24 protein-coding genes are annotated in these 20,675 nt (G+C 70.3%); 14 read left to right on the forward strand and 10 right to left on the reverse strand.

Features of this window, described 5'->3' with window-relative positions; genetic code table 11:
- Window positions 1–119: 119 nt before the first annotated feature.
- Window positions 120–809, reverse strand: a complete 690-nt coding sequence (locus JNL41_RS18500) for a PEPxxWA-CTERM sorting domain-containing protein (protein WP_293477498.1) — start codon at window positions 807–809, stop codon at window positions 120–122.
- Between the two features lie 154 nt (window positions 810–963).
- Here JNL41_RS18500 and JNL41_RS18505 point away from each other — a divergent pair, with 154 nt between their 5' ends.
- The 4 genes from JNL41_RS18505 to JNL41_RS18520 all read left to right on the forward strand — a co-directional run bounded on the left by JNL41_RS18505 (window position 964) and on the right by JNL41_RS18520 (window position 3,330).
- The gene (locus JNL41_RS18505; RefSeq protein ID WP_293477500.1) at window positions 964–1,470 is read left to right on the forward strand and encodes a YbaK/EbsC family protein; all 507 of its coding nucleotides are present in this window, start codon (window positions 964–966) and stop codon (window positions 1,468–1,470) included.
- Between the two features lie 70 nt (window positions 1,471–1,540).
- Window positions 1,541–2,458: a co-chaperone YbbN gene (locus JNL41_RS18510; RefSeq protein WP_293477502.1), complete on the forward strand. Its 918-nt coding sequence runs from the start codon at window positions 1,541–1,543 to the stop codon at window positions 2,456–2,458.
- Between the two features lie 19 nt (window positions 2,459–2,477).
- A complete protein-coding gene (locus tag JNL41_RS18515) occupies window positions 2,478–3,134 on the forward strand; it encodes an LON peptidase substrate-binding domain-containing protein (RefSeq protein WP_293477504.1) in 657 nt (218 codons plus the stop codon).
- Window positions 3,135–3,144: 10 nt separating this feature from the next.
- On the forward strand, window positions 3,145–3,330 hold the full coding sequence (locus JNL41_RS18520; protein WP_293477505.1) for a Trm112 family protein: 186 nt from the start codon (window positions 3,145–3,147) through the stop codon (window positions 3,328–3,330).
- 39 nt (window positions 3,331–3,369) lie between these two features.
- Here the strand turns inward: JNL41_RS18520 and JNL41_RS18525 are convergent, their stop codons facing one another.
- Window positions 3,370–4,623, reverse strand: a complete 1,254-nt coding sequence (locus tag JNL41_RS18525) for a UbiH/UbiF/VisC/COQ6 family ubiquinone biosynthesis hydroxylase (protein WP_293477506.1) — start codon at window positions 4,621–4,623, stop codon at window positions 3,370–3,372.
- Between the two features lie 154 nt (window positions 4,624–4,777).
- Here JNL41_RS18525 and JNL41_RS18530 point away from each other — a divergent pair, with 154 nt between their 5' ends.
- The 3 genes from JNL41_RS18530 (at window position 4,778) to JNL41_RS18540 (ending at window position 8,131) form a co-directional block, all read left to right on the forward strand.
- A complete protein-coding gene (locus JNL41_RS18530; RefSeq protein ID WP_293477508.1) occupies window positions 4,778–5,884 on the forward strand; it encodes an HlyD family secretion protein in 1,107 nt (368 codons plus the stop codon).
- A 73-nt stretch (window positions 5,885–5,957) separates the two neighbouring features.
- Window positions 5,958–7,523, forward strand: coding sequence for a DHA2 family efflux MFS transporter permease subunit (locus tag JNL41_RS18535; RefSeq protein WP_293477510.1), 1,566 nt, complete (start codon window positions 5,958–5,960; stop codon window positions 7,521–7,523).
- Complete coding sequence (locus JNL41_RS18540) at window positions 7,523–8,131, forward strand: TetR/AcrR family transcriptional regulator (protein WP_293477512.1); 609 nt, start codon at window positions 7,523–7,525, stop codon at window positions 8,129–8,131. The genes JNL41_RS18535 and JNL41_RS18540 overlap by 1 nt, the downstream gene beginning before the upstream one ends.
- Here JNL41_RS18540 and JNL41_RS18545 read toward each other — a convergent pair.
- From JNL41_RS18545 to JNL41_RS18565, 5 genes are all read right to left on the reverse strand, one after another.
- Window positions 8,119–8,949 carry an enoyl-ACP reductase gene (locus JNL41_RS18545; protein WP_293477514.1) on the reverse strand — a complete coding sequence of 277 codons (831 nt, stop codon included), beginning with the start codon at window positions 8,947–8,949 and terminating at the stop codon, window positions 8,119–8,121. The genes JNL41_RS18540 and JNL41_RS18545 overlap by 13 nt on opposite strands.
- Before the next feature lie 154 nt (window positions 8,950–9,103).
- Complete coding sequence (locus tag JNL41_RS18550; RefSeq protein WP_293477516.1) at window positions 9,104–9,274, reverse strand: oxidoreductase-like domain-containing protein; 171 nt, start codon at window positions 9,272–9,274, stop codon at window positions 9,104–9,106.
- A complete protein-coding gene (fabB, locus tag JNL41_RS18555; RefSeq protein WP_293477518.1) occupies window positions 9,274–10,479 on the reverse strand; it encodes a beta-ketoacyl-ACP synthase I in 1,206 nt (401 codons plus the stop codon). Before fabB ends, JNL41_RS18550 begins: the two co-directional genes overlap by 1 nt.
- Window positions 10,480–10,494: 15 nt before the next feature.
- Entirely contained in the window at window positions 10,495–11,007 is a 513-nt protein-coding gene (fabA, locus tag JNL41_RS18560; protein ID WP_293477544.1) for a 3-hydroxyacyl-[acyl-carrier-protein] dehydratase FabA, read from the reverse strand.
- A gap of 72 nt (window positions 11,008–11,079) precedes the next feature.
- Window positions 11,080–11,595, reverse strand: coding sequence for an SH3 domain-containing protein (locus JNL41_RS18565; protein ID WP_293477520.1), 516 nt, complete (start codon window positions 11,593–11,595; stop codon window positions 11,080–11,082).
- Window positions 11,596–11,708: 113 nt separating this feature from the next.
- On the opposite strand from JNL41_RS18565, the gene JNL41_RS18570 reads away from it, so the two are divergent.
- Window positions 11,709–12,695, forward strand: a complete 987-nt coding sequence (locus tag JNL41_RS18570; protein WP_293477522.1) for a D-glycerate dehydrogenase — start codon at window positions 11,709–11,711, stop codon at window positions 12,693–12,695.
- Window positions 12,696–12,775: 80 nt separating this feature from the next.
- On the forward strand, window positions 12,776–14,785 hold the full coding sequence (locus tag JNL41_RS18575) for a S9 family peptidase (protein ID WP_293477524.1): 2,010 nt from the start codon (window positions 12,776–12,778) through the stop codon (window positions 14,783–14,785).
- Here the strand turns inward: JNL41_RS18575 and JNL41_RS18580 are convergent.
- Window positions 14,778–15,056 (reverse strand): hypothetical protein, encoded by a 279-nt coding sequence (locus JNL41_RS18580; protein ID WP_293477526.1) that lies wholly within the window; start codon window positions 15,054–15,056, stop codon window positions 14,778–14,780. The genes JNL41_RS18575 and JNL41_RS18580 overlap by 8 nt on opposite strands.
- Before the next feature lie 50 nt (window positions 15,057–15,106).
- Entirely contained in the window at window positions 15,107–15,847 is a 741-nt protein-coding gene (gene moeB, locus JNL41_RS18585; RefSeq protein WP_293477528.1) for a molybdopterin-synthase adenylyltransferase MoeB, read from the reverse strand.
- Window positions 15,848–15,902: 55 nt separating this feature from the next.
- Here moeB and hslV point away from each other — a divergent pair, with 55 nt between their 5' ends.
- From hslV to hslU, 3 genes are all read left to right on the forward strand, one after another.
- Window positions 15,903–16,451 carry an ATP-dependent protease subunit HslV gene (gene hslV, locus JNL41_RS18590; RefSeq protein WP_293477530.1) on the forward strand — a complete coding sequence of 183 codons (549 nt, stop codon included), beginning with the start codon at window positions 15,903–15,905 and terminating at the stop codon, window positions 16,449–16,451.
- 101 nt (window positions 16,452–16,552) lie between these two features.
- On the forward strand, window positions 16,553–17,422 hold the full coding sequence (locus JNL41_RS18595; RefSeq protein ID WP_293477532.1) for a nuclear transport factor 2 family protein: 870 nt from the start codon (window positions 16,553–16,555) through the stop codon (window positions 17,420–17,422).
- Window positions 17,423–17,440: 18 nt separating this feature from the next.
- Entirely contained in the window at window positions 17,441–18,745 is a 1,305-nt protein-coding gene (gene hslU, locus JNL41_RS18600; protein ID WP_293477534.1) for an ATP-dependent protease ATPase subunit HslU, read from the forward strand.
- A gap of 4 nt (window positions 18,746–18,749) precedes the next feature.
- Here hslU and JNL41_RS18605 read toward each other — a convergent pair whose 3' ends face one another.
- Complete coding sequence (locus JNL41_RS18605) at window positions 18,750–19,232, reverse strand: DUF2244 domain-containing protein (RefSeq protein WP_293477536.1); 483 nt, start codon at window positions 19,230–19,232, stop codon at window positions 18,750–18,752.
- A gap of 50 nt (window positions 19,233–19,282) precedes the next feature.
- Between JNL41_RS18605 and JNL41_RS18610 the strand changes: the two genes are divergently transcribed.
- Together JNL41_RS18610 and nth are read left to right on the forward strand one after the other, a co-directional pair.
- On the forward strand, window positions 19,283–20,056 hold the full coding sequence (locus JNL41_RS18610; RefSeq protein WP_293477538.1) for an SDR family NAD(P)-dependent oxidoreductase: 774 nt from the start codon (window positions 19,283–19,285) through the stop codon (window positions 20,054–20,056).
- A gap of 1 nt (window position 20,057) precedes the next feature.
- Window positions 20,058–20,675: endonuclease III (gene nth, locus JNL41_RS18615; protein ID WP_293477540.1), on the forward strand; the 618-nt coding region annotated here is incomplete at its 3' end.

Raw genomic sequence — 20,675 nt, forward strand, 5'->3', positions numbered from 1 at the left:
GACCGACCCTTAAAGCCCCGGTCGCGCCCCCGTCCACAGGCAACAGGCCGACCGCGCAAAGCAAAGGCCCCGCCGGTGGGCGGGGCCTCGCGTGGTCTCGAGCCGTTCGTCGTCGGCGATCAGGCGACCGCGGCCCTGCGGCGGCGGATCATCGCGCCCGCCAGGCCGAAGCCGCCGATCATCAGCGCCCAGGTCGCGGGCTCGGGCACGATGCCGGCCAGGCCGTCGAATTCGAACGCGTCCGACGTGGAGTCGAACCGGATGCCGGTCACCCTGGTCGTGCCGAAGCTGTAGTAGACGCGGAAGCCTTGCGTGCGGTCGCCGTTGCCGGGCGGGTCGCCGCCCCAGATGTCGACGCCCTCGAACACCGTCGAGCCGCCGCCCTGATGGAAGAAGGTGACTTTGTTGTAGGTGTCCGGCGAGCCCATGTAGAAGCTGAAGCCGCGCAGCGTGGTCCCGCCGAGCATCGTGTAGGTCGAGAACGTGCCGCCCTGGACCGACGCGTAGTTGGTGTTGTCGACGGGGTTGGCCGCGCCGCCGACGATGATGCCGCCCGAGTACGGCGGCGGAGCGCTGGTCGAGATCGGATCCTGGAACTCGTCCGGATACTCGATGATGTTGCCGACGTAGGACGTCCGCGCGTCGTCGATCGCGTCGAAGTCGTCCAGCATCACCTGGCCGTTGGCGGCGAGGGTCGAGCCGTGCAGGTCGTCGGCCACGGTGGTCGAGACGGTGATCGCGGCGTCGGCGGCCGACCCCACGGCCGCGAGCATCATCGCGGACGCCGCCGCGAGCACGAGCTTCTTCATGAAACTTCCCCGTTTCCAGGCCCGCCCGATAGCGGGCCCGGTTCCATCCGTTAACCATACACTAAAGTCGGCAATCCGACGAACGCGACTCGCCCAACGCGGGATTTTCTCCGGAAAATGCTGGCGCTTCAGTCAGTCTCGGTTAAGGCGGGGCATGATGTGTCGTGATGAGCTTCTCGCATTCCTGGTAGAGTTGGGCGTCGAACACTCGACATACGAGCATCCGGCGGTGTTCACCGTCGGCGAGAGCGGAAACATCAAGCAGCAGATACCTGGGGCCCACACCAAGAACTTGTTCCTGAAGGACGCCAAAGACCAGCTATGGCTGGTTTCGGCCGAGGCGCAGGCGCAGATCGACCTGAAGCGCCTGCACACCGTCATCGGCTCGGCCCGGCTGTCGTTCGGCAGGGCCGAGCTGATGGAGGCGACGCTCGGCGTCACCCCGGGTTCGGTCACCGCCTTCGGCCTCGTCAACGATACCGGCCGCCGCGTGCGGTTCGTCCTGGACCGGACCCTGGCCGAGGCCCCCGTGGTGAACTTCCACCCGCTGACCAACACCGCCACCACCAGCGTCGGCCGCGAGGGCTTCCGGCGCTTCCTCGGGGCCGTTGGCGTGGTTCCGACCGTCGTCGATTTCGACACGATGCGCGTGGTGCAGTAGCGATCGGCCCAACTTGCGACCATCTTGGGCGCGAACCGTTTCAGACACTCAGGGACAAGGGATACCGGGCATGACCCTCATCGGGGGAACCCCTCAAGGCGGCGCGGGCGCCGGCGCGCCGGCGCCGGCCGACCTCATCAAGGACACGACCGACGCCAGCTTCATGGCCGACGTGATCGAGGCGTCGAAGACGACGCCGGTGATCGTCGACTTCTGGGCGCCGTGGTGCGGCCCGTGCCGCCAACTGGGCCCGGCCATCGAGAAGGCGGTGGTCGCCGCCAAGGGTGCGGTGAAGCTGGTCAAGATCGACATCGACAAGAACCCTGCCTATGCGGGCCAACTGCGCGTGCAGTCGATCCCGGCGGTCTTCGCCTTCGTCGACGGCCGGCCGGTGGACGGCTTCATGGGCGCCCTGCCCGACAGCCAGGTGAAGCAGTTCGTCGAGCGCCTGGCCAAGCAGGGCGGCGGCTCGCCCATCGACGAGCTGATCGAGATGGCCAGGGAGTCGCTGGAGCTGAACGACCTGGGCGGCGCGGCCCAGGCCTATGCCCAGGCGCTGCAGATGGATCCGGGCAACCCCAAGGCCATCGGCGGCCTGGCGCGGCTCTATCAGACGCAGGGCGACCTGGAGCGTGCGGCCGAGGTGCTGGAGATGGCCGCGCCCGACGCCAGGGATCCGGACATCGACGCCGTGCGCGCCGCCCTCACCCTGGCGGCCGGAGCGCCCTCCGAGACCGCCGAGTTCGAGGCCCGTCTCGCCCGGGACCCCGACGACCACGAGGCGCGCCTCGAGTTGGCAAAGGCGCTCGCCGCCTCGGGCCGGATGACGGAGGCGGCCGACGAGCTGCTGGAATCGATCCGCCGCGACCGCGAATGGAACGAGCAGGCGGCCCGCAAGCAGCTCCTCACCATCTTCGAGGCCGCCGGCCCCGTGTCGGACGTCGCCCGGCAGGGCCGCCGCAAGCTCTCGTCCATCCTGTTCAGCTAGTTCCAGAGAAAGGGCCCCGATGGCGCCCTACCGCAACCTCGCCGACCTGCCGCAGCTCATCCCGGTATTCCCGCTGGACGGCGCTCTGCTGCTGCCCGGCGGCGAGCTGCCGCTGCAGATCTTCGAGCCGCGCTACCTCAACATGGTCGATGATGCGATGGCCGGCGACCGCGTCATCGGCATGATCCAGACCCGCGGGGGATCGCGGGCGCGGCCGATGCTGAGCCCGGTCGGGTGCCTCGGCCGCATCACCAGCTACGCCGAGACCACCGACGGCCGCTACCTCATCACGCTCACCGGCGTCTGCCGCTTCCAGACTGGCGAGGAACTGGACCTGCGCATGCCCTACCGCCAGGTCCGCGCGGCCTACGAGAAGTTCGGCGACGACCTGGACCGCGACGAAGACGCCGAGGTCGGCGAAGCCGCCCGCGCCCGCTTCGCCACGGCGCTGAAGACCTACCTCAACCGCCGCGAGCTCGACATCGACTGGGAGACCGCCAACGTCGCCCCGATCGAGGCCCTGGTGAACAGCCTCTGCATGGGCCTGCCGTTCGAGCCCGCCGAGAAGCAGGCGTTCCTGGAGGCTCCGGACCTCGAGGGCCGCTTCGAGGTGCTGACCACGCTCCTCGAGATCGACGCCTCCGAGCCGGATGACGAGCGGCCCAACCTGCAGTAGGACGCCGGCCATGCAACACGACATCGACCCGCGCCTTCTGGAGGTGCTCGTCTGCCCCGTCACCCGGGGCCCGCTCGGCTACGACCGTGAGAAGGGCGAACTGGTCAGCAAGGGCGCCCGCCTCGCCTACCCGATCCGCGACGGCGTTCCGATCATGCTGCCCGAAGAGGCCCGGGACCTCGGCGAGGGGGAATAGGACTCCGCTCCCGCGTCGCTCCGCGGGGGAAGGGAGCGCTCAGAGCGTCTCGCCCCGCAGCAGGCGCGGCAGATCCCCGACGGCGCCGCCGGCTTCCTGCATGAAGAAGCGCCGCGCCGGGCCGATGCGGTTGACCACCGCCATCCCGGCTCCGCGCGCCATGCGCAGCAGCGGGTTGTCGTTGGAGAAGAGCCGCACGAAGGCGTCCATGCCGGCCGACAGCATCACGGTGTCGAAGCGACGCCACGCCGCATAGCGTTCCAGCACCGCCTCCGAGCCGATGTCCTCGCCCGCGCGGGCGGCGTCGACCAGCACCTCGGCCAGCGCCGCGGCGCCCTTCAGCCCGAGGTTCAGCCCCTGGCCGGCGATCGGATGCACCCCGTGGGCGGCGTCGCCCAGCAACGCCACGCGCGGGGCGACCATCCGTTCGGCGAGCTGCAGGCTCAGCGGGTAGGTGAAGACCGGGCCCTCGACGGCGATCGCGCCCAGGAAGTCGCCGAACCGGCGCTCCAGATGCGCCTGGAACATCTCCGGCCGCGCGGCCTTCAGCGCCGCCCCGCGGGCCGTGCTCTCGGTCCAGACCAGGCTCGCGCGGTCGTCGGTGAGCGGCAGGATCGCGAACGGGCCGCCCGGCAGGAAGTATTCGTACGCCACGCCCTCGTGGGGTCGCTCCAGGCGCACGGTGGCGACCACGCCGGTCTGCCGGTAGTCCCAGCCGATGGCCCCGATGCCGGCCTCGGCCCGGATCACCGACCCTCGCCCCTCGGCGCCCACGGCGAGCGGCGCGCTCAGGACGCGCCCGTCCGCGAGCGTCACCTCGGCCGCGCGGGGACCGAACGCGGCCTGCGCCACCCGCGCCGGGGCCAGGACCTCGATCCCGGCGGCCTTGACCGCGCCCGCCAGGGCCGCGCGGGTGTGGCGGTTTTCCAGCAGGTAGCCCAGCGGCTCGCCGTCCGAGCGGTCGGCGATCTCACCCGAGTCGAACCGCAGGAAGAAAGGCGGCGCCGCGCCGGCCGCCGCGCCCGGCGTCGTGCTGTCGGTCACCAGGATCTGCTCGATCCGCTGGGCGTGCGGGTCCAGCGCGTCGCCGAGGCCCAGGGCCCGCCACTGCCGATAGGCCGCGTAGGCGATGGCCGAGGCCCGGCCGTCGAAGGCCGGCGCGAGCTGATCGTCGAACGCCACGGGGTCGATCAGCACGGGATCCAGTCCCGCCTGCTTCAGGGAAAGGGCCAGCGTCGCCCCGGCCATGCCGGCCCCGGCCACGATCACGTCGGCGTTCCTGCCCTCGCTCATGGGGCGGATAGGCCACGAACGGAGCGCGACGTCCAGCGGCGGAAATTCTGGACCGCCGGGTCCAGTCTTCACTTGAAGGCAACCCCCCGGGCACATATCTCCCGGAAAGGTTGGACCGCGTGGTCCAATTTTCGTTTTCGTGGGGCTTCAGTTCATGGCCGGACTTCGCAAGGGCCGCATCGTTCCCATCGCCGCCGGTGGCCTCGCCGCGGTCGCGATCGCCGTGGGCGGCGGCCTCTGGTGGATCGACCGCCAGACCTTCGAGACCACCGACAACGCCTTCGTCGCGGCCGACAAGGTGAGCGTCGCCCCGCTGATCGACGGCTACGTCGCCGAGGTGCTGGTCGACGACAACGAGACCGTCCGGCCGGGCCAGGTGCTGGTGCGCATCGACCCCGCGACGCTGAAGGCGCGTCTGGCGCAGGCCGAGGCCAACGCCCAGGCGCTGGACGCCGCGGTCAGCGCGGTCGACGACAAGGCCCGCCTCGAGCAGGCGATGATCGCCCAGCGCGCCGCCGCCGTGACCGCCGCCGACGCCCAGGCCCGCTTCGCCGCCTCCGAGATGAACCGCTACGGCCAGTTGGCGCAGCAGGGCTGGGTGTCGCCCCAGCGCGCCCAGACGGCGAAGACGGCGCAGGACCAGGCGACCGCCGGCGTGACGCAGGCCAAGGCCGCCCTGGAAGCCGAACGGCGCGCCGCCCAGTCCCTGGGCTCGGCCCGCGAGCAGAGCGTGGCGCAGGCCGCCGCCGCCCGCGCGGCCGCCGACCAGACCCGCATCGACCTGTCCCGCACCGAGATCCGCGCCCCCGTCGCCGGCGTCGTCGGCGCCAAGGGCGTGCGCCTCGGCCAGTACGTGCGGCCGGGCGGCGCGCTGATGAGCATCGTGCCGCTGACCCAGGCCTACGTCGTCGCCAACTTCAAGGAGACGCAGGTGGCGCGCCTGCGCATCGGCCAGGCCGTGACCATCCACGCCGACGCCTTCGGCAAGCAGGCGATCCGCGGCCGCGTGGAAAGCTTCGCGCCCGCCACGGGCGCGGAGTTCGCGCTGATCCCGGTGGAGAACGCCGTCGGCAACTTCACCAAGATCACCCAGCGGCTGCCGGTCCGCATCGCCATCGACCAGAACCAGCCGCTGGCCGGCGGCCTGCGCCCCGGCCTGTCGCTCAAGGTGAAGGTGGACGTGACCAAGGACACGGGCCTGAGCTTCGCGGAATCAGGCCGCGCGCCGACCGAGTTCGCCCGTCGCGGCGCCTCGAACTGATCCGGGCGCCGTCGTGACCGACGCGGTTCTTCATCCCGATTCCCAGCGGGCGGCAGCGCCCCAGGCGCCCGTCATGCTGGGCGCCGACGGGGCGGAGGTCGACTGGTTCCGGGTGTTCCTCGGCTTCGGCGGGATGGTCATCGGCCAGTTCATGGCCATGCTCGACATCCAGATCGTGGCGAGCTCGCTCACCCAGATCCAGTCGGGCATCGGCGCCACCGCCGACGAGATTAGCTGGGTGCAGACGATCTACCTCCTGGCGGAGGTCGTGATCATGCCGCTCACCGCCTACCTGACGAAGATGTGGGGCACGCGGTCGTTCTACGTGATCGCGGTCATCGGCTTCATCGTCACCTCCGCGGCCGTGGGGCTTTCGTCCTCCGTGCCGATGATGATCGTCTTCCGGGCGTTCCAGGGCCTGTTCGCCGGCGCGATGATCCCGCCGGTGTTCGCCACCGCCATGACCGTCTTCCCGCCCGAGCGGCGGGTGACCGCCAACGTCATCGTCGGCCTCATCGTCACGCTCTCGTCGACCATCGGCCCGACGCTCGGCGGCCATCTGACCGAGCTGCTCTCCTGGCGCTGGCTCTTCTTCATCAACATCCCGGTGGGCGTGCTGGTGATCTTCCTGGTCGGCCGCTACGCCAACTTCGACAAGGGCGACCCCAGCCTCTCCAAGGGCATCGACTGGTGGGGCCTCGTCCTGATGGCCGTCGCCCTGCTCTCCCTGCAGTACGTCCTCGAAGAAGGCGCCAGCGACAACTGGTTCGAGGAGCCTGCGATCCTGTGGCTCAGCGTCGTCGCGGCGGTCGGCGGCGTGGTCTTCATCTGGCGCCAGCTCACCTACTGGCAGCCGATCGTCTCGCTGAAGCCGTTCCGGGACATCAACTTCTCCCTCGGCATCGTCATGACCTTCGTGACGGGCGTCAGCCTGTTCGGCGGCACGTTCCTGATGCCGATCTTCCTCGGCAACATCCGGGGCTTCTCGTCGGCCGAGGTGGGCACCACCATGCTGGTGACCGGCGCGACCATGTTCCTGTCGGCCCCGCTCGCCGGGCGCCTGATCCGCGTCGTCGACCCGCGGATCGCCATGGTCGGCGGCTTCGCGCTCGCCGCCTGGGGCATCCAGCTCGCGGTGCGGGTGACCGACCAGTGGGGCTTCGCCGAGTTCTTCACGCTGCAGGTGGCCCGCGGCCTCGGCACCATGATCGCCATGATCGCCGCGCAGCAGATGAGCGTGGCCTCGCTGCCGGTGACGATGATGAAGGACGCCTCGGGGCTCATCAACCTGACCCGCAACGTGGCCGGCGCCATCGGCCTGGCCATGCTGTCGACCATCCTCAGCCACCAGACGGCGGTCCACTACATGGACCTGGTCAGCGCCGCGAACACCGCCAACCCCACCTCGCAGGCCATGATGGACGCCGTCCAGGGGATGATGAGCGCCGGCGGCGCTTCCGACCCCGAGGGGATGGCGTACAAGGCGATGGGCGGCATGATGCGCAAGCAGGCGTCCGTCCTGGCGTTCGGCGATGCGTTCGGGGCGCTCGCCCTGGGCTGCTGGATCGCCTGCGGCCTGGCCCTCTTCGTGAAGCCGGCGAAGGGCGACCTGCCGGCCCAGGGCGCGGGAGCGCACTGATGGCGCGCCTGGCCGGGCAGATCGACGTCTCGAAGAACGAGGCCATCCTCGACGCCGCCCTCGACGTGATGGCCGAGCGGGGCGTCGGCGCCTCGATGGAGGAGATCGCCCGGCGCGCCGGGGTCTCGAAGCAGACGATCTACAACCACTACGGCAGCAAGGCCGAGCTGGCGCAGGCGATGTCCGAGCGCCGAGCGCTGGAAGTGGTCGAGGTCCTGGAATCGCCGGGCGCCGTCGAGCACCCGCAACAGACGCTGGCGGCCTACGCGCGCCTGCTGCTGACGGTGGCGATCAACCCCCGCAGCATGACGATCTACCGCATGGCCATGACGGCGGCCTCGACCATGCCCGACGTGGCCCGCGCCATCTACGAGGCGGGCCCGCGGGCCAGCCGCGGCCGCCTGGCCGACTACCTGCGGCTCGAGAACGCGGCCGGCCGCCTCTCCTGTCCCGACCCGTTGCAGGCGGCCCAGTTCTTCGGCGGCCTCGTGCTGGGCCCCTACCAGACCGCCGCCCTGCTGGGGGTCGGCGCGGAGCTCGACGAGGCCGAGATCGAGCGCGTGGCCGAGGAAGCCGCCCAGCGCTTCATGCGCGCCTACGCCGTCTGACCTTCCGCGGGCTCGTCGTCCGAGAAGCCCATGATGTGGAAGCCGGCGTCGACGTGGACGCACTCGCCCGTCGTGGAGCGGCCGAGGTCCGACAGCAGCCAGAGCGCTGCGCCGGCCACGCCTTCCATCTCGGTGTCTTCCTTCATGGCGCTGAGCGAGCGGCCCTTGGCCAGCATGCCGCGCCCGCCGGAGATGCCCGCCAGCGACAGCGTCTTCATCGCCCCGGGCGACAGCGCGTTCACGCGGATGCCCTTCGGGCCCAGGTCGCGCGCGGCGTAGCGCACGGAGGCTTCGAGGGCCGCCTTGGCGACGCCCATGGTGTTGTAGTTCGGGATCGCCCGCTCCGAGCCCATGTAGGTGAGCGTCAGGATCGACCCGCCGGCCTCGGGCATCAGCGCCGCCGCGCGCCGGGCGCAGTCCACGAAGCTGAACGCCGAGATGTTCATCGCCCGCAGGAAGCCGTCGCGCGTGGTGTTGTCCACGAAGCTGCCCTTCAGCTCGTCCTTGTTGGCGAAGGCGATGGCGTGGACGAAGAAGTCGATCTGGCCGAACGCCTTCTCCACGACCCCGAACGCCGTATCCATCGCCGCATCGTCCGTGACGTCGACCGGCGCCAGCACCTTCACGCCGATGCTCTCGGCGAGCGGCTCGACGCGCCGCTCCATGCCCGGCAGGTGCAGGAAGGCCATCTCGGCGCCCTGTGCGGCCAGCTGGCTCGCGATGCCCCAGGCGATCGACTGGTGGTTGGCGACCCCGGTGACGACCCCCTTCTTGCCCCTCATCAGGGTCCCGGTCGGCATCTGATACTCGTCGGCCACGTTCGGCGTCTCCCTCGTGTTCTTCCCCTCCCTTAATGGGGAGGGACAGACCGCGCCAGCGGCCAGGGTGGGGAAGTGTGGGGCGAGAACGCGGTGGTCGGGGATGATCCGGCCTTCCCCGCCCCGCCCGGCTGCGCCGGGCTGTTCCTGCCGATCAAGGCAGGGAAGCGCGCACCTCGTCCGGATCGAGCCCCATGGCCCGGATCCGGGTCTCCCAGCGCTCCAGCGCGCGGTCGTAGTAGTCGAGGATGCAGGGGTCGCAGCCGCGCTGGCAGCACTCCTGCGGATCCGGCGGGGTGGGCGGCCGCGGGATCGGCGGCTCCACTAGACCCGCGCCATCACCAGGCAGCCGTTCGTCCCGCCGAAGCCGAACGAGTTGCTCATCACCGTCGTCAGCGCGCGGTCCTCGCGTTTGCGCACGATCGGCATGTCGGCGAACGCGGGGTCGAGGTTGTCGATGTGCGCGCTCTCGGCGGCGAAGCCGTTGTTCAGCATCAACAGCGAGTAGATCGCCTCCTGTGCCCCGGCCGCGCCCAGGCTGTGCCCGGTCAGCGACTTGGTCGACGAGATCAAGGGGGCCTTGTCGCCGAACACGGCGCGGACGGCCTCCATCTCCTTCACATCGCCCACCGGCGTGCCGGTGCCGTGCGGGTTCAGGTAGTCGATGGTGCGGCCGTCCGGATTGGCCAGCCGCATGCAGCGCGCCGCGCCCTCGCCCGACGGCGCGACCATGTCGAACCCATCGGAGTTGGCGGCATAGCCCACGATCTCGCCGTAGATCTTCGCGCCGCGCGCCCTGGCCCGCTCGTACTCCTCCAGGACCAGCACGCCCGCGCCGCCGGCGATCACGAACCCGTCGCGGTCGACGTCGTAGGCGCGGCTGGCGACCTCGGGGCGGTCGTTGAACCTGGACGCCATCGCGCCCATCGCGTCGAACAGTACCGAAAGCGTCCAGTCGAGCTCTTCCGTGCCGCCGGCGAACACCACGTCCTGCTTGCCCATGGCGATCTGCTCGTAGCCCGAGCCGACGCAGTGGGTGGAGGTCGCGCACGCGGAACTGATCGAGAAGTTCAGGCCCTTGATCTTGAACCAGGTGGCCAGCGTCGCCGATGGCCCCGAGCTCATCGCCTTGGGGACCGCGAACGGCCCGACGCGCTTCGGCCCCTTGTCGCGGGCGATCTGAGCGGATTCCACGATGGCGCGGGTGGAGGGGCCGCCCGACCCTACGATCAGGCCGGTCTTCTCGTGACTGACTTCGGCGTCGGTTAGGCCGGAGTCGGCGATCGCCTGTTCCATGGCGATGTGGCCGAAGGCCGTGCCCTGGGCCAGGAAGCGCGCGGCGCGGCGGTCGACCATCGACTCCCAGTCGATGCGCGGCGGCGCATGCACCTGGCAACGGAAGCCGAGTTCGGCATACTCGGCCGCGGCGGTGACGCCGGACCTGGCCTCCCGCAGCGAGGCCAGGACTTCGTTCGTGTTGTTGCCGATGGACGAGACGATCCCCATCCCGGTGACGACGACGCGACGCATCGGTCCTTGTCCTCCCTAACCCTGCTTGTCGTTCTGGAAGAGGCCGACGCGCAGGTCCCTGGCCTCATAGATGGGCTTGCCGTCGGCCAGGAGAACCCCGTCGCCGATGCCCATGACCAGGCGGCGCAGGATCACCCGCTTCATCTCGATCTTGTAGGTCACCTTCCTGATGTCGGGCGTCACCTCGCCGGCGAAGCGGACTTCGCCGCAGCCGACCGCGCGGCCGCTGCCCGGCGCGCCGCTCCAGCCCAGGAAGAAGCCGACCAGTTGCCACATGGCGTCCAGCCCCAGGCAGCCGGGCATCACGGGGTCGCCGACGAAGTGGCAGGCGAAGAACCAGAGGTCCGGATTGATGTCGAGTTCGGCCTCGATGTAGCCCTTGCCGTGCTCGCCGCCGGTCGAGTTGATCTCGACGATCCGGTCGAACATCAGCATCGGCGGGACCGGCAACTGGGCGTTGCCCGGGCCGAACAGCTCGCCGCGCCCGCAGGCCAGCAGCTCCTCGTAGCTGAATTTCGAGGGCCGGATGGGCACGTCGTTCATCTGGTTTCGCCCTTTAGGATCGAGGGGCCTGCGCCTAACACGTCGCGCAGGGTGGCCTCAACGACATTGCAGGGCCTCGGACGTGCCCCAAAGGGCGCCTTCCCGCACCCATCCGGACGCGCCGTCGGCCTTCACCTTGCACCAGCCCTTTTCGCAGCGATCCAGGGCGGCCATGGCGCGAACATTCAGGAAGGCCCCGGGTTCCGCCCCGCTCTTCGGGTGGCGATAGAGCGGCTGCGGCGTCCGGCGCGTGTTGATGACCGCGCGGCGGCCGTCGATCGTGCGCTTATGCACCCAGGCCACGCCGCCCTCGGGGTCGCACACGCGGCGCCACTCGGCGGTCTCGGCCACGACCTGCAGCGGCAGTCCCTTGGTGCGGTAGACCCAGAGCAGCCGGTGGTCGTCGCCGGGGCCGGCGCGGGCGTTCACCTTGCCGAACTTGAGGATCACGTAGCGCGGGACGTCGTAGCCCGAAGGCGTCTGACGCTTCTCTTCCGGCGCCGCGCCCAGCAGGCCCACGGCCGTCACGGCGAGCGCTGCGAACCTGAGCGCCCTAGGCGCGAAGACTTTCAACCGTGCGCCTCGCCTTGGCCATGGCGGGCCCCCCTGCTAAGGGTTCCGCAAATCGCGCCCCCCGTTCCAAAAAAGTGGGCGGCGCTGGAAACGTCCCTTTCTCCCGTAGGCCCATGGCGTCCCGCAAGCCGAAAGTCATCGTCACCCGAAAACTGCCCGATCCGGTCGAGACGCGGATGCGCGAGCTGTTCGACACCGAGCTGAACGTCGCGGACGAGCCGATGTCGCGCAAGCAGTTGATCGACGCCGTGGGGCGCTGCGACGTGCTGGCCCCGACCATCACCGACAAGATCGACGCCGGCCTGATCGAGAAGGCGGGCGAGCGCCTGAAGCTGATCGCCAACTTCGGCGCGGGCGTGGACCACATCGACGTGGCCGCCGCCAACGCCAGGGGGATCGTCGTCACCAACACGCCGGGCGTGCTGACCGACGATACCGCCGACCTGACCATGACGCTGATCATGGCGACCCTGCGCCGGCTGATCGAGGGCGCCAATGCCGTGCAGTCGGGGCAGTTCACCGGCTGGGCGCCCACCTGGATGCTGGGCCGCCGGCTGGGCGGCAAGCGGCTGGGCATCATCGGAATGGGGCGGATCGGCGCCGCGGTGGCGCGCCGCGCCAAGGCGTTCGGCCTGCAGATCCACTACCACAACCGCAAGCCCGTCAGTCACGTGGTGGCCGACGAACTCGAGGCGACCTACTGGGAAAGCCTCGACCAGATGCTCGCGCGCGTCGACATCGTCTCGGTTCACGCCCCGGCCAATCCGGCCAGCTACCACCTGCTCTCGGGCCGCCGCCTGAAGCTGCTGCAGCCGCACGCCGTGGTCATCAACACCGCCCGCGGGTCGATCATCGACGAACAGGCGCTGGCCGACCTCCTCGCCGAGGGCAAGATCGCCGGCGCCGGCCTCGACGTCTTCGAGCAGGAGCCGCGGATCAACCCCAAGCTCCTGAAGCTGCCCAACGCCGTGCTGCTGCCGCACATGGGCTCGGCCACCGTCGAGGCCCGCGTCGACATGGGCGAGAAGGTGATCATCAACATCAAGACCTGGATGGACGGCCACCGGCCGCCCGACCGCGTCCTGCCGCAGATGCTCTAAGCACCGCGTGCGGCGTTGACGCGCCCGAGGCGGCTCACGCACTGTCGCAGACGTAACATCCCGGGTTGCCGCGGACCTCGATGCTGACACGCCGCACGATGCTGGCTGCCGCGGGCGCCGCGCCCGGCGTGGCGCCGGCGCTGGCGCGTGCGCAGGGCAAGCCGCCGGTTCCGCCCACCATCGACGAGCTGATGCGCGAGCCGGCGGTACACGACGCGGCCATCTCGCCCGACGGCGAGCAGCTCGCGATCCTGCGCACGCAGCCCAGGGGCGGCAGGACCAGCGCCTTCGTGACCCTCTCGCGGATGGCCGACCTCACGGCGCGACCCGCCGTGGCGCTCCTGGGCGAGCACAAGGTCCGGCAGGTCGAGTGGGCCAACAACGAGCGCCTGCTCATCTGGATCACCTTCTACAACGACGAGAAGGGGCGTCCCTACGGCGTGTGGCTCGGCGACGAGTTCACCGCGATCCCAGTGCGCCGCGTGTTGTCGGTGGACCTGAAGGGCGGCGATCCGGTCGTGATGTTCGCCGGCTCGAAGGCGGTGCTGCGCCGCGGCTTCGACGCCAGCCAGGTGGTCGACCTGATGCCGGACGACCCCCGCCGGATCCTCATGCAGGCGTGGAACGAGGCCAGGAACGCCTACGGGCTGTACCACGTCGACGTCTATTCGGGCGAAGCCTCGCTGCTGGAGCAGGGCGTGCCGGCCACCGATTTCTGGCTCACGCAGGGCGGTGTGCCGATGCTCCGCATGGACTCCAACGCCCGCGGCACCGTGCGCTGGATCTACGGCCGCGCGCCGGGCGAGCGCGACTGGAAGCTGATCCGCAAGTCGCGCCTGAACGAACTGCGCAAGGCGCCCGACTTCGACGTGGTCGGCGCTACGCCAAGGGCCGGTGTCTTCCTGGTCCGGCAGCGGATGGAGGGGCGCGACACCGCCGTCATCCGCAGCTTCGACGTGGCCGGCCTGGAGTTCGGCGCCGTGGTGGCCGACACGCCCGGGCGGGAATACGAGACGGCCTTCATCGACGAGAACCTGAAGCTCGTCGGCAGCCTCTACTGGGACGACCGGTTGAACTACCAGTTCGCCGATCCCGGCCTGAACAGCCACTTCAAGGCCGTGAACGCGGCCCTGAAGAACGCCTGCAACGTGGCGCTCTACGACATCGACCTCGCCCACCGGCGGATGCTGCTGAAGGTCACCGGGCCGCAGGAGGCCGGCGCTTTCCAGGTGTACGACCGCGAGAAGCGGGCGCTGGAGTACGTGGGCCACTGCAAGCCCTGGCTCACCGCCGACCGCCTGGCCAACACCGAGCCGGTGCGCGTGACGACCCGCGACGGCGCCGGGATCACCGCCTACCTCACCACGCCGATCAACGCGGGGAAGGACCCACTGCCGATGGTGGTGATGCCCCACGGCGGGCCCGAGTTGCGCGACTATCTCGACTGGGACGTGACCGTGCAGGCGCTGGCGGCGCGCGGCTGGCTGGTGCTGCAGCCCAACTTCCGCGGCTCGGGCGGCTACGGCAAGGCGTTCGCCGACAAGGGCCGCCGCCGCTGGGGCGACCTGATGCAGGACGACGTCGAAGACGCCGTCGCCCACGTCGTCCGCTCCGGCCGCGCCGATCCCCGGCGGCTGGCCATCTTCGGCGCCAGCTACGGCGGCTATGCGGCGCTGATGGGCGCGGTGAAGACGCCCAAGGCCTACAGGGTCGTGGTCTCGATCGCCGGCGACGCCGACCTTCTCGAGACGCTGGCCTTCTCGCGGCGCGAGGACGGCGCGGACTCGCCCACCTACGCCTACTGGCGCATGACCATCGGCGACCCGAAGGCCGACGAGGCGCTGCTGATCCGCTCGTCCCCCGCTCGCCGCGCGGCCGAGATCGAGGCGCCCGTGCTCCTGATCCACGGGACCGAGGACACCATCGTCGATCCGCGTCAGTCGCGGGCGATGGCCAAGGCGCTCAGGGCCGCCGGCAAGACCTGCGACCTGGTGGAACTCAGGGGCGAGGGCCACCGCAACTGGTCCGACGCGACGTGGAAGCTCGTCCTCGACAAGGTGATCGACTACGTCGCGCCGCGGCTCAACTGAACTGCGCCTCGCCTTCCAGCTTGTTCAGCCGGTCGAGCACCGACAGGAACGACAGCAGGTAGAAGATCGCGGCGACCAGCAGCCCGATCGCCGGGATCAGCGTGGCGATCGTCCACGGCCACGGGTTCACGCGGCGCTTGCGGGCGATCACGTACACGACGATCGCGTAGACGACCCCGACGATGAAGTAGACGAAGAGCAGGAAGACCGCACTGGCCCCGGCGGCTGCGGCGGCCGCATCGGCCGCCTGGGTGGCTTCGACGTCTTGCATGATGGTTCCCCCAGCAGAGGGCGCCACGGTCGACCCTCGCGGACCTTACGTCAACGTCCGCCGCAAACGGGGCACCCGGGGTCCGCCGCCACACGCACGGTCCGGGTCTCGCCCGCCAGCGCGTCGTAGAGCAGCAACCGCCCCGTCAGCGGCTCTCCCGCGCCGGTGATCATCTTCACGGCCTCGACCGCCATCATCGAGCCGATGACGCCGGCCAGGGCGCCCACCACGCCCACGGCCGTACAGGTCTCGGCGTCGGGCGGGATCTCCGGCACCAGGCAGCGGTAGCAGGGCTTGGCGCCGAACACGCCCACCTGCCCCGTCCAGCGCCCGATCGCGCCCGAGATCAGCGGCTTGCCGTGCTTCACGCAGGCGGCGTTGACGCAGAAGCGCACCCCGAAGTCGTCGGTGCCGTCCAGCACCAGGTCGACGCCCTCGACCAAGCCGTCGGCGGTCGCCTCATCGAACGCGCCGTTGAAACCGGCGACGAAGATATGCGGGTTCAGGCCGTGCAGCCGGTCGGCGGCGGCGTCCACCTTGGGCCGGCCCAGGTCGTCGTCGGCGTAGAGCACCTGCCGCTGCAGGTTCGAGCGCTCCACCTCGTCCGGATCGGCCAGGATGATGGTCCCCACGCCGGCCGCGGCCAGGTAGAGCGACGCGGGCGAACCCAGCCCGCCGGCGCCCACGATCAGCGCGCTGGCGCTCTTGAGCCTTTGTTGCCCCGGCCCGCCCACCTCGCGCAGCACCAGGTGGCGGGCATACCGCTCGATCTCTTCGTCGGTAAAGCTCATGGGTCCGTGAAGCTCATCTCTTGACCGGGAGGCCCCCGCTGCTCACATCGCGCCGATGTCGAACAACTTCCCCGACTGGCACGGCACCACCATCCTCGCGGTGCGCAAGGGCGGCAAGACCGTGGTCGCCGGCGACGGACAGGTCAGCATGGGCCAGACCGTCGTCAAGGGCACGGCGAAGAAGGTCCGCACCCTGGCCGGCGGCCGGGTGATCGCGGGCTTCGCCGGCTCCACCGCCGACGCCTTCACCCTGATCGAGCGGCTCGAGGCCAAGCTCGAGCAGTATCCGGAACAACTCGCCCGCGCCTGCGTCGACCTCGCCAAGGACTGGCGCACCGACCGCTACCTGCGCCGCCTCGAAGCCATGCTGATCGTCGCCGACAAGGACCAGATCTTCACGGTCACCGGCGCCGGCGACGTGCTGGAGCCCGAACACGGCGTCGCCGCCATCGGCTCCGGCGGCAACTACGCGCTCTCCGCCGCCCGCGCCCTGGTCGACGTCGACGGCATCGACGCCGAGGCCGTCGCCCGCAAGGCCATGGCCATCGCCGCGGAGATCTGCGTCTACACCAACGGCTCGCTGACGCTGGAAACGCTGGGTTAGATCCCGACCTCGCCGCGCCCGAGCCTTCGTCCCGCCGCGTCCGACTTGCCGTTTGCAGATAGCCGGCTGACGACCATCGAAGCGCTGGCTAGATCAACGCGATGACATCGTTTCGGAACATCGTTCTTGCGGCAGCCGTCCTCGCCGCGCCCGCCGCAGCCGAGATCACGCCTGCCCCCGTGGTCGCGGCCGAGCGGGCGTTCGCGGCCGACGGGCTGGAGCTGGGCGTGCAGGGCGCGTTCCTGAAGCACTCGGCGCCCGAGGGGATCGTCCTCCAGCCCGAGCCGGTGCTGGCGAAGGCCGCGTTCGGCCAGCCGCAGCCGAAGGGGCCGCCGCTTGTCTGGTGGCCGCTCTGGGCCGGCATCGCGCGCTCGGGCGACCTGGGCTTCACGACCGGCCCCTACAGCGTAGGCGGCAAGCCCAGAGGCTACTACTTCACGGTCTGGGCGAAGCAGGCCGACGGCCAGTGGCGCTGGCTCTACGATGGCGGCCCGCCCAGCGACCCCACCGGCGCGGCGCCGCAAGACTCGGACGTCGCGTATGCCCGGCTCGCGGATCGCCGCACGGGCTCGCCGGCCAAGGCCATGACGGCGGTCAGCCGGGCCGAGATCGCCCTGCACGCGGCGGCCAGATCCGACGTCAAGGCCGCGTTCCTGGCCGTGGTCGCCGACGGCGGCCGCATCGTCGGCTCGAGGGCCGCGCCGCCCCGGACCCGCGCCGACCTGGAGGCCGAGCTCGCCACCCGCCCGGCATCCATCGCCTACGCCCCACTGGGCGGCTCGGCGTCGAGCGCCGGGGACCTCGCCTGGACCTACGGCGCGGCGAGCTGGACGGCCCGCGACGGCTCGCCCCAGCGCGGCCATTACGTGCGCATCTGGCGCAACGACAAGGCGGGCTGGCGGCTGCTGTTCGACCAGCTCCTGGCCGCGCCGCCGCTGAAAACGCCGCCGGTATCGTCAGCGGGAGGCTGACCCCCTATCTAGGCGGCGATGACCGAATTTTCCCCCCGCGAGATCGTCTCCGAACTCGACCGCTTCATCGTCGGCCACAACGACGCCAAGAAGGCCGTCGCCGTCGCGCTCCGCAACCGCTGGCGTCGCCGCCGCGTGGCCGACGACATGAAGGACGAGGTGACGCCCAAGAACATCCTGATGATCGGCCCGACCGGCGTCGGGAAGACCGAGATCGCGCGGCGGCTCGCCAAGCTCGCCCAGGCCCCGTTCCTGAAGGTGGAGGCCACCAAGTTCACCGAGGTCGGCTATGTCGGCCGCGACGTCGACCAGATCGTCCGCGACCTGGTGGAGAGCGCCATCGCCATGGTGCGCGAGAAGCGCCGCGCCGGGGTCGGCCCCCGCGCCGAGGCCGCCGCCGAGGAGAAGATCCTGGATGCGCTGACCGGCCCAGGCTCCACGGCCGCCCGCGAGAGCTTCCGCCGGAAGCTCCGCGCCGGCGAACTCGACGACAAGGAGGTCGAACTCCAGCTCGCCGACACCTCGAACCCGATGGGCATGATGGACATCCCCGGCCAGCCCGGCTCGCAGATGGGGATGCTCAACATCGGCGACATGCTGGGCAAGGCGTTCGGCGGCCGCACCAAGACCCACAAGACCACGGTGAAGGGCGCCTGGGCCCCGCTGATCGCCGAGGAGAGCGACAAGCTGGTCGACCAGGACGCGCTGACCGCCGAGGCCGTGGCGCTCGCCGAGAACGAGGGCATCGTCTTCCTGGACGAGATCGACAAGGTGGCCAGCCGGCAGGATCGCGCCGGCGCCGACGTCAGCCGCGAAGGCGTGCAGCGCGACCTGCTGCCGCTGATCGAGGGCACCACCGTCTCCACCAAGCACGGGCCGGTGAAGACCGACCACATCCTCTTCATCGCGTCGGGCGCCTTCCACGTCGCCAAGCCATCGGACCTGCTCCCCGAGCTTCAGGGCCGCCTGCCGATCCGGGTGGAGCTGAAGGCGCTGACCCGCGAGGACATGCGCCGCATCCTGGTCGAGCCCGAGGCCAATCTCGTGCGCCAGCACCAGGCGCTGATGGCCACCGAGGGCGTGACGCTGCAATTCACCGAGGACGCCTACGACGCCCTGGCCGACTGCGCCGTCGAGGTGAACGGCTCGGTCGAGAACATCGGCGCGCGACGCCTCCAGACGGTCCTCGAGCGCGTCATGGAGGAGATCAGCTTCTCCGCCGCCGACCGCGCCGGCGAGACCCTCGTCATCGACGCCGCCTACGTGAAGACCCGCATCGGCGACCTCGCGAAGAACGCCGACCTGAGCAAGTTCATCCTCTAAGCGGTCAGTCCCGGTGGCTTCGGGCCTTCCAGATCGCCTCTTCCAGCGCCTTGGCGAAGGCCTCGCGCTCGCCCGGGCTCAGCGCCGCGGCGACCGCGGTCTCGCGGCCGGACAGCGCCAGCCGCAGCGCCGTGCATCGCCGGTCGGAATCGTGCTCGGTCGTCACGCGGGTGAAGGCCGTGGGGCTTTCCCAGACGACCTTGGTCGCCTTCGGCGTCTCGTAGGTGATCTTCACCTCGGACGGGCTCACCTGGACCCGCTCGATCACCCGGCCCGAGCGGAAGCTGAGCATGAAGGCGACGGCCACCGCCAGCACGTCGATCGCCAGGAACGGCAGCAGGACGAACACCGCCTGCATGCGCATGAAGATCAGCGCCGAGCCGCAGTTGGCCAGCGTGATGACGCTGATCAGGATGATGAAGCCGCGCTCGGAGAGCGACCGGTTCGGCCGGATCTCGGCGTCCATGTAGAGCGCGGCCGCGGGCATGGCTCGCGACACTATTCCGGTCGCCGCGGAAGTCCACTATCCCAGCCATCATGAGCGACACCACCTGGGCCAACGGCCGCATCGCCCTCGTCACGGGCGCCACCTCGGGCTTCGGCGAGGCGATGGTGCGGCGCCTCATCGCCGGCGGTGCGAAGGTGATCGCCACCGGCCGCCGCACCGAGCGCCTCGACGCCCTGGCCGGCGAGCTCGCCACCGACCGGCTGCTCACCCGCGAGCTCGACGTCCGCTCGGCCGCCTCCATCGACGCCCTGCTGCCCAGCCTCCCGGCCGGGTTCGCCGCGATCGACGTGCTCTACAACAACGCCGGCCTGGCGCTCGGCCTCGGCAAGGCGCACGAGGCCGACCTCGACGACTGGACGACCATGATCGAGACCAACGTCACCGGTCTCGTCCGCATGACCCGCGCGGTCCTGCCCGGGATGGTCGAGCGCAACCGCGGCGACGTGATGAACCTCTCGTCCGTGGCGGCCAGCTACCCCTATCCGGGCGGCAACGTGTACGGCGGGACGAAGGCCTTCGTGCGCCAGTTCTCGCTGAACCTGCGCGCCGACCTGATCGGGACGAAGGTGCGCGTCACCTCCATCGAGCCCGGCATGGCCGAGACCGAGTTCTCGGTGGTCCGCTTCGCGGGCGACCAGGCCAAGGCCGACAACGTCTACAAGGGCATCCACGCCTTGAGCGCCGACGACGTCGCCCTGGTCTGCGAGAGCGTCCTGAGACTTCCGGCCCACATCAACGTCAACACGCTCGAGGTCATGCCGGTGCAGCAGGCGTTCGGCGCCTTCGCCGTGGACCGCGGCTGACGTGGCCAAGGCGCCCGCGAAACGCAAGACGCTGAAACCCGCCGAGCAGGCGCGGATCGCCGAGCTGTTCGCGCGCTTCGAAGCCCAGGAGAGCGATCCCCGCACCGAGCTGGACTACGCCAGTCCCTACGAACTGGTGGTCGCCGTGGCGCTCTCGGCCCAGGCCACCGACGTCTCGGTCAACAAGGCCACCGCCAGGCTCTTCAAGGTCGCCGACACCCCGCAGAAGATGCTGGCCCTCGGCGAGGCGGGCCTGAAGCCGTTCATCAGCTCGATCGGCCTCTACAACATGAAGGCCAAGAACGTGATCCGGATGGCCGAGATCCTGATCGAGAGCCACGGCGGCGAAGTCCCCCTCGTCCGCGAGCAACTCCAGGCGCTGCCCGGCGTCGGCCGCAAGACCGCCTCGGTGGTGCTGAACGAGCTGCGTATCGAACCCGCCATCGCCGTCGACACCCACGTCTTCCGCGTCAGCCATCGGCTCGGCCTCTCCACCGGCAAGACGCCCGACAAGGTCGAGGCCGACCTGATGGCCGTCGTGCCCGCGCCGTACCTGACCCGCGCCCACCACTGGCTGATCCTGCACGGCCGCTACACCTGCGTGGCGCGCAAGCCGAAG

This window comes from Phenylobacterium sp. (genome assembly GCF_016793285.1).
Lineage (GTDB): Bacteria > Pseudomonadota > Alphaproteobacteria > Caulobacterales > Caulobacteraceae > Phenylobacterium.

Coding starts and splice junctions, on each gene's coding strand:
- JNL41_RS18500 (WP_293477498.1), bottom strand. CDS start 809: ATGAAGAAGCTCGTGCTCGCGGCGGCGTCCGCGATGATGCTCGCGGCC.
- JNL41_RS18505 (WP_293477500.1), top strand. CDS start 964: ATGATGTGTCGTGATGAGCTTCTCGCATTCCTGGTAGAGTTGGGCGTC.
- JNL41_RS18510 (WP_293477502.1), top strand. CDS start 1,541: ATGACCCTCATCGGGGGAACCCCTCAAGGCGGCGCGGGCGCCGGCGCG.
- JNL41_RS18515 (WP_293477504.1), top strand. CDS start 2,478: ATGGCGCCCTACCGCAACCTCGCCGACCTGCCGCAGCTCATCCCGGTA.
- JNL41_RS18520 (WP_293477505.1), top strand. CDS start 3,145: ATGCAACACGACATCGACCCGCGCCTTCTGGAGGTGCTCGTCTGCCCC.
- JNL41_RS18525 (WP_293477506.1), bottom strand. CDS start 4,623: ATGAGCGAGGGCAGGAACGCCGACGTGATCGTGGCCGGGGCCGGCATG.
- JNL41_RS18530 (WP_293477508.1), top strand. CDS start 4,778: ATGGCCGGACTTCGCAAGGGCCGCATCGTTCCCATCGCCGCCGGTGGC.
- JNL41_RS18535 (WP_293477510.1), top strand. CDS start 5,958: ATGCTGGGCGCCGACGGGGCGGAGGTCGACTGGTTCCGGGTGTTCCTC.
- JNL41_RS18540 (WP_293477512.1), top strand. CDS start 7,523: ATGGCGCGCCTGGCCGGGCAGATCGACGTCTCGAAGAACGAGGCCATC.
- fabB (WP_293477518.1), bottom strand. CDS start 10,479: ATGCGTCGCGTCGTCGTCACCGGGATGGGGATCGTCTCGTCCATCGGC.
- JNL41_RS18570 (WP_293477522.1), top strand. CDS start 11,709: ATGGCGTCCCGCAAGCCGAAAGTCATCGTCACCCGAAAACTGCCCGAT.
- JNL41_RS18575 (WP_293477524.1), top strand. CDS start 12,776: ATGCTGACACGCCGCACGATGCTGGCTGCCGCGGGCGCCGCGCCCGGC.
- JNL41_RS18580 (WP_293477526.1), bottom strand. CDS start 15,056: ATGCAAGACGTCGAAGCCACCCAGGCGGCCGATGCGGCCGCCGCAGCC.
- moeB (WP_293477528.1), bottom strand. CDS start 15,847: ATGAGCTTTACCGACGAAGAGATCGAGCGGTATGCCCGCCACCTGGTG.
- hslV (WP_293477530.1), top strand. CDS start 15,903: ATGTCGAACAACTTCCCCGACTGGCACGGCACCACCATCCTCGCGGTG.
- JNL41_RS18595 (WP_293477532.1), top strand. CDS start 16,553: ATGACATCGTTTCGGAACATCGTTCTTGCGGCAGCCGTCCTCGCCGCG.
- hslU (WP_293477534.1), top strand. CDS start 17,441: ATGACCGAATTTTCCCCCCGCGAGATCGTCTCCGAACTCGACCGCTTC.
- JNL41_RS18605 (WP_293477536.1), bottom strand. CDS start 19,232: ATGCCCGCGGCCGCGCTCTACATGGACGCCGAGATCCGGCCGAACCGG.
- JNL41_RS18610 (WP_293477538.1), top strand. CDS start 19,283: ATGAGCGACACCACCTGGGCCAACGGCCGCATCGCCCTCGTCACGGGC.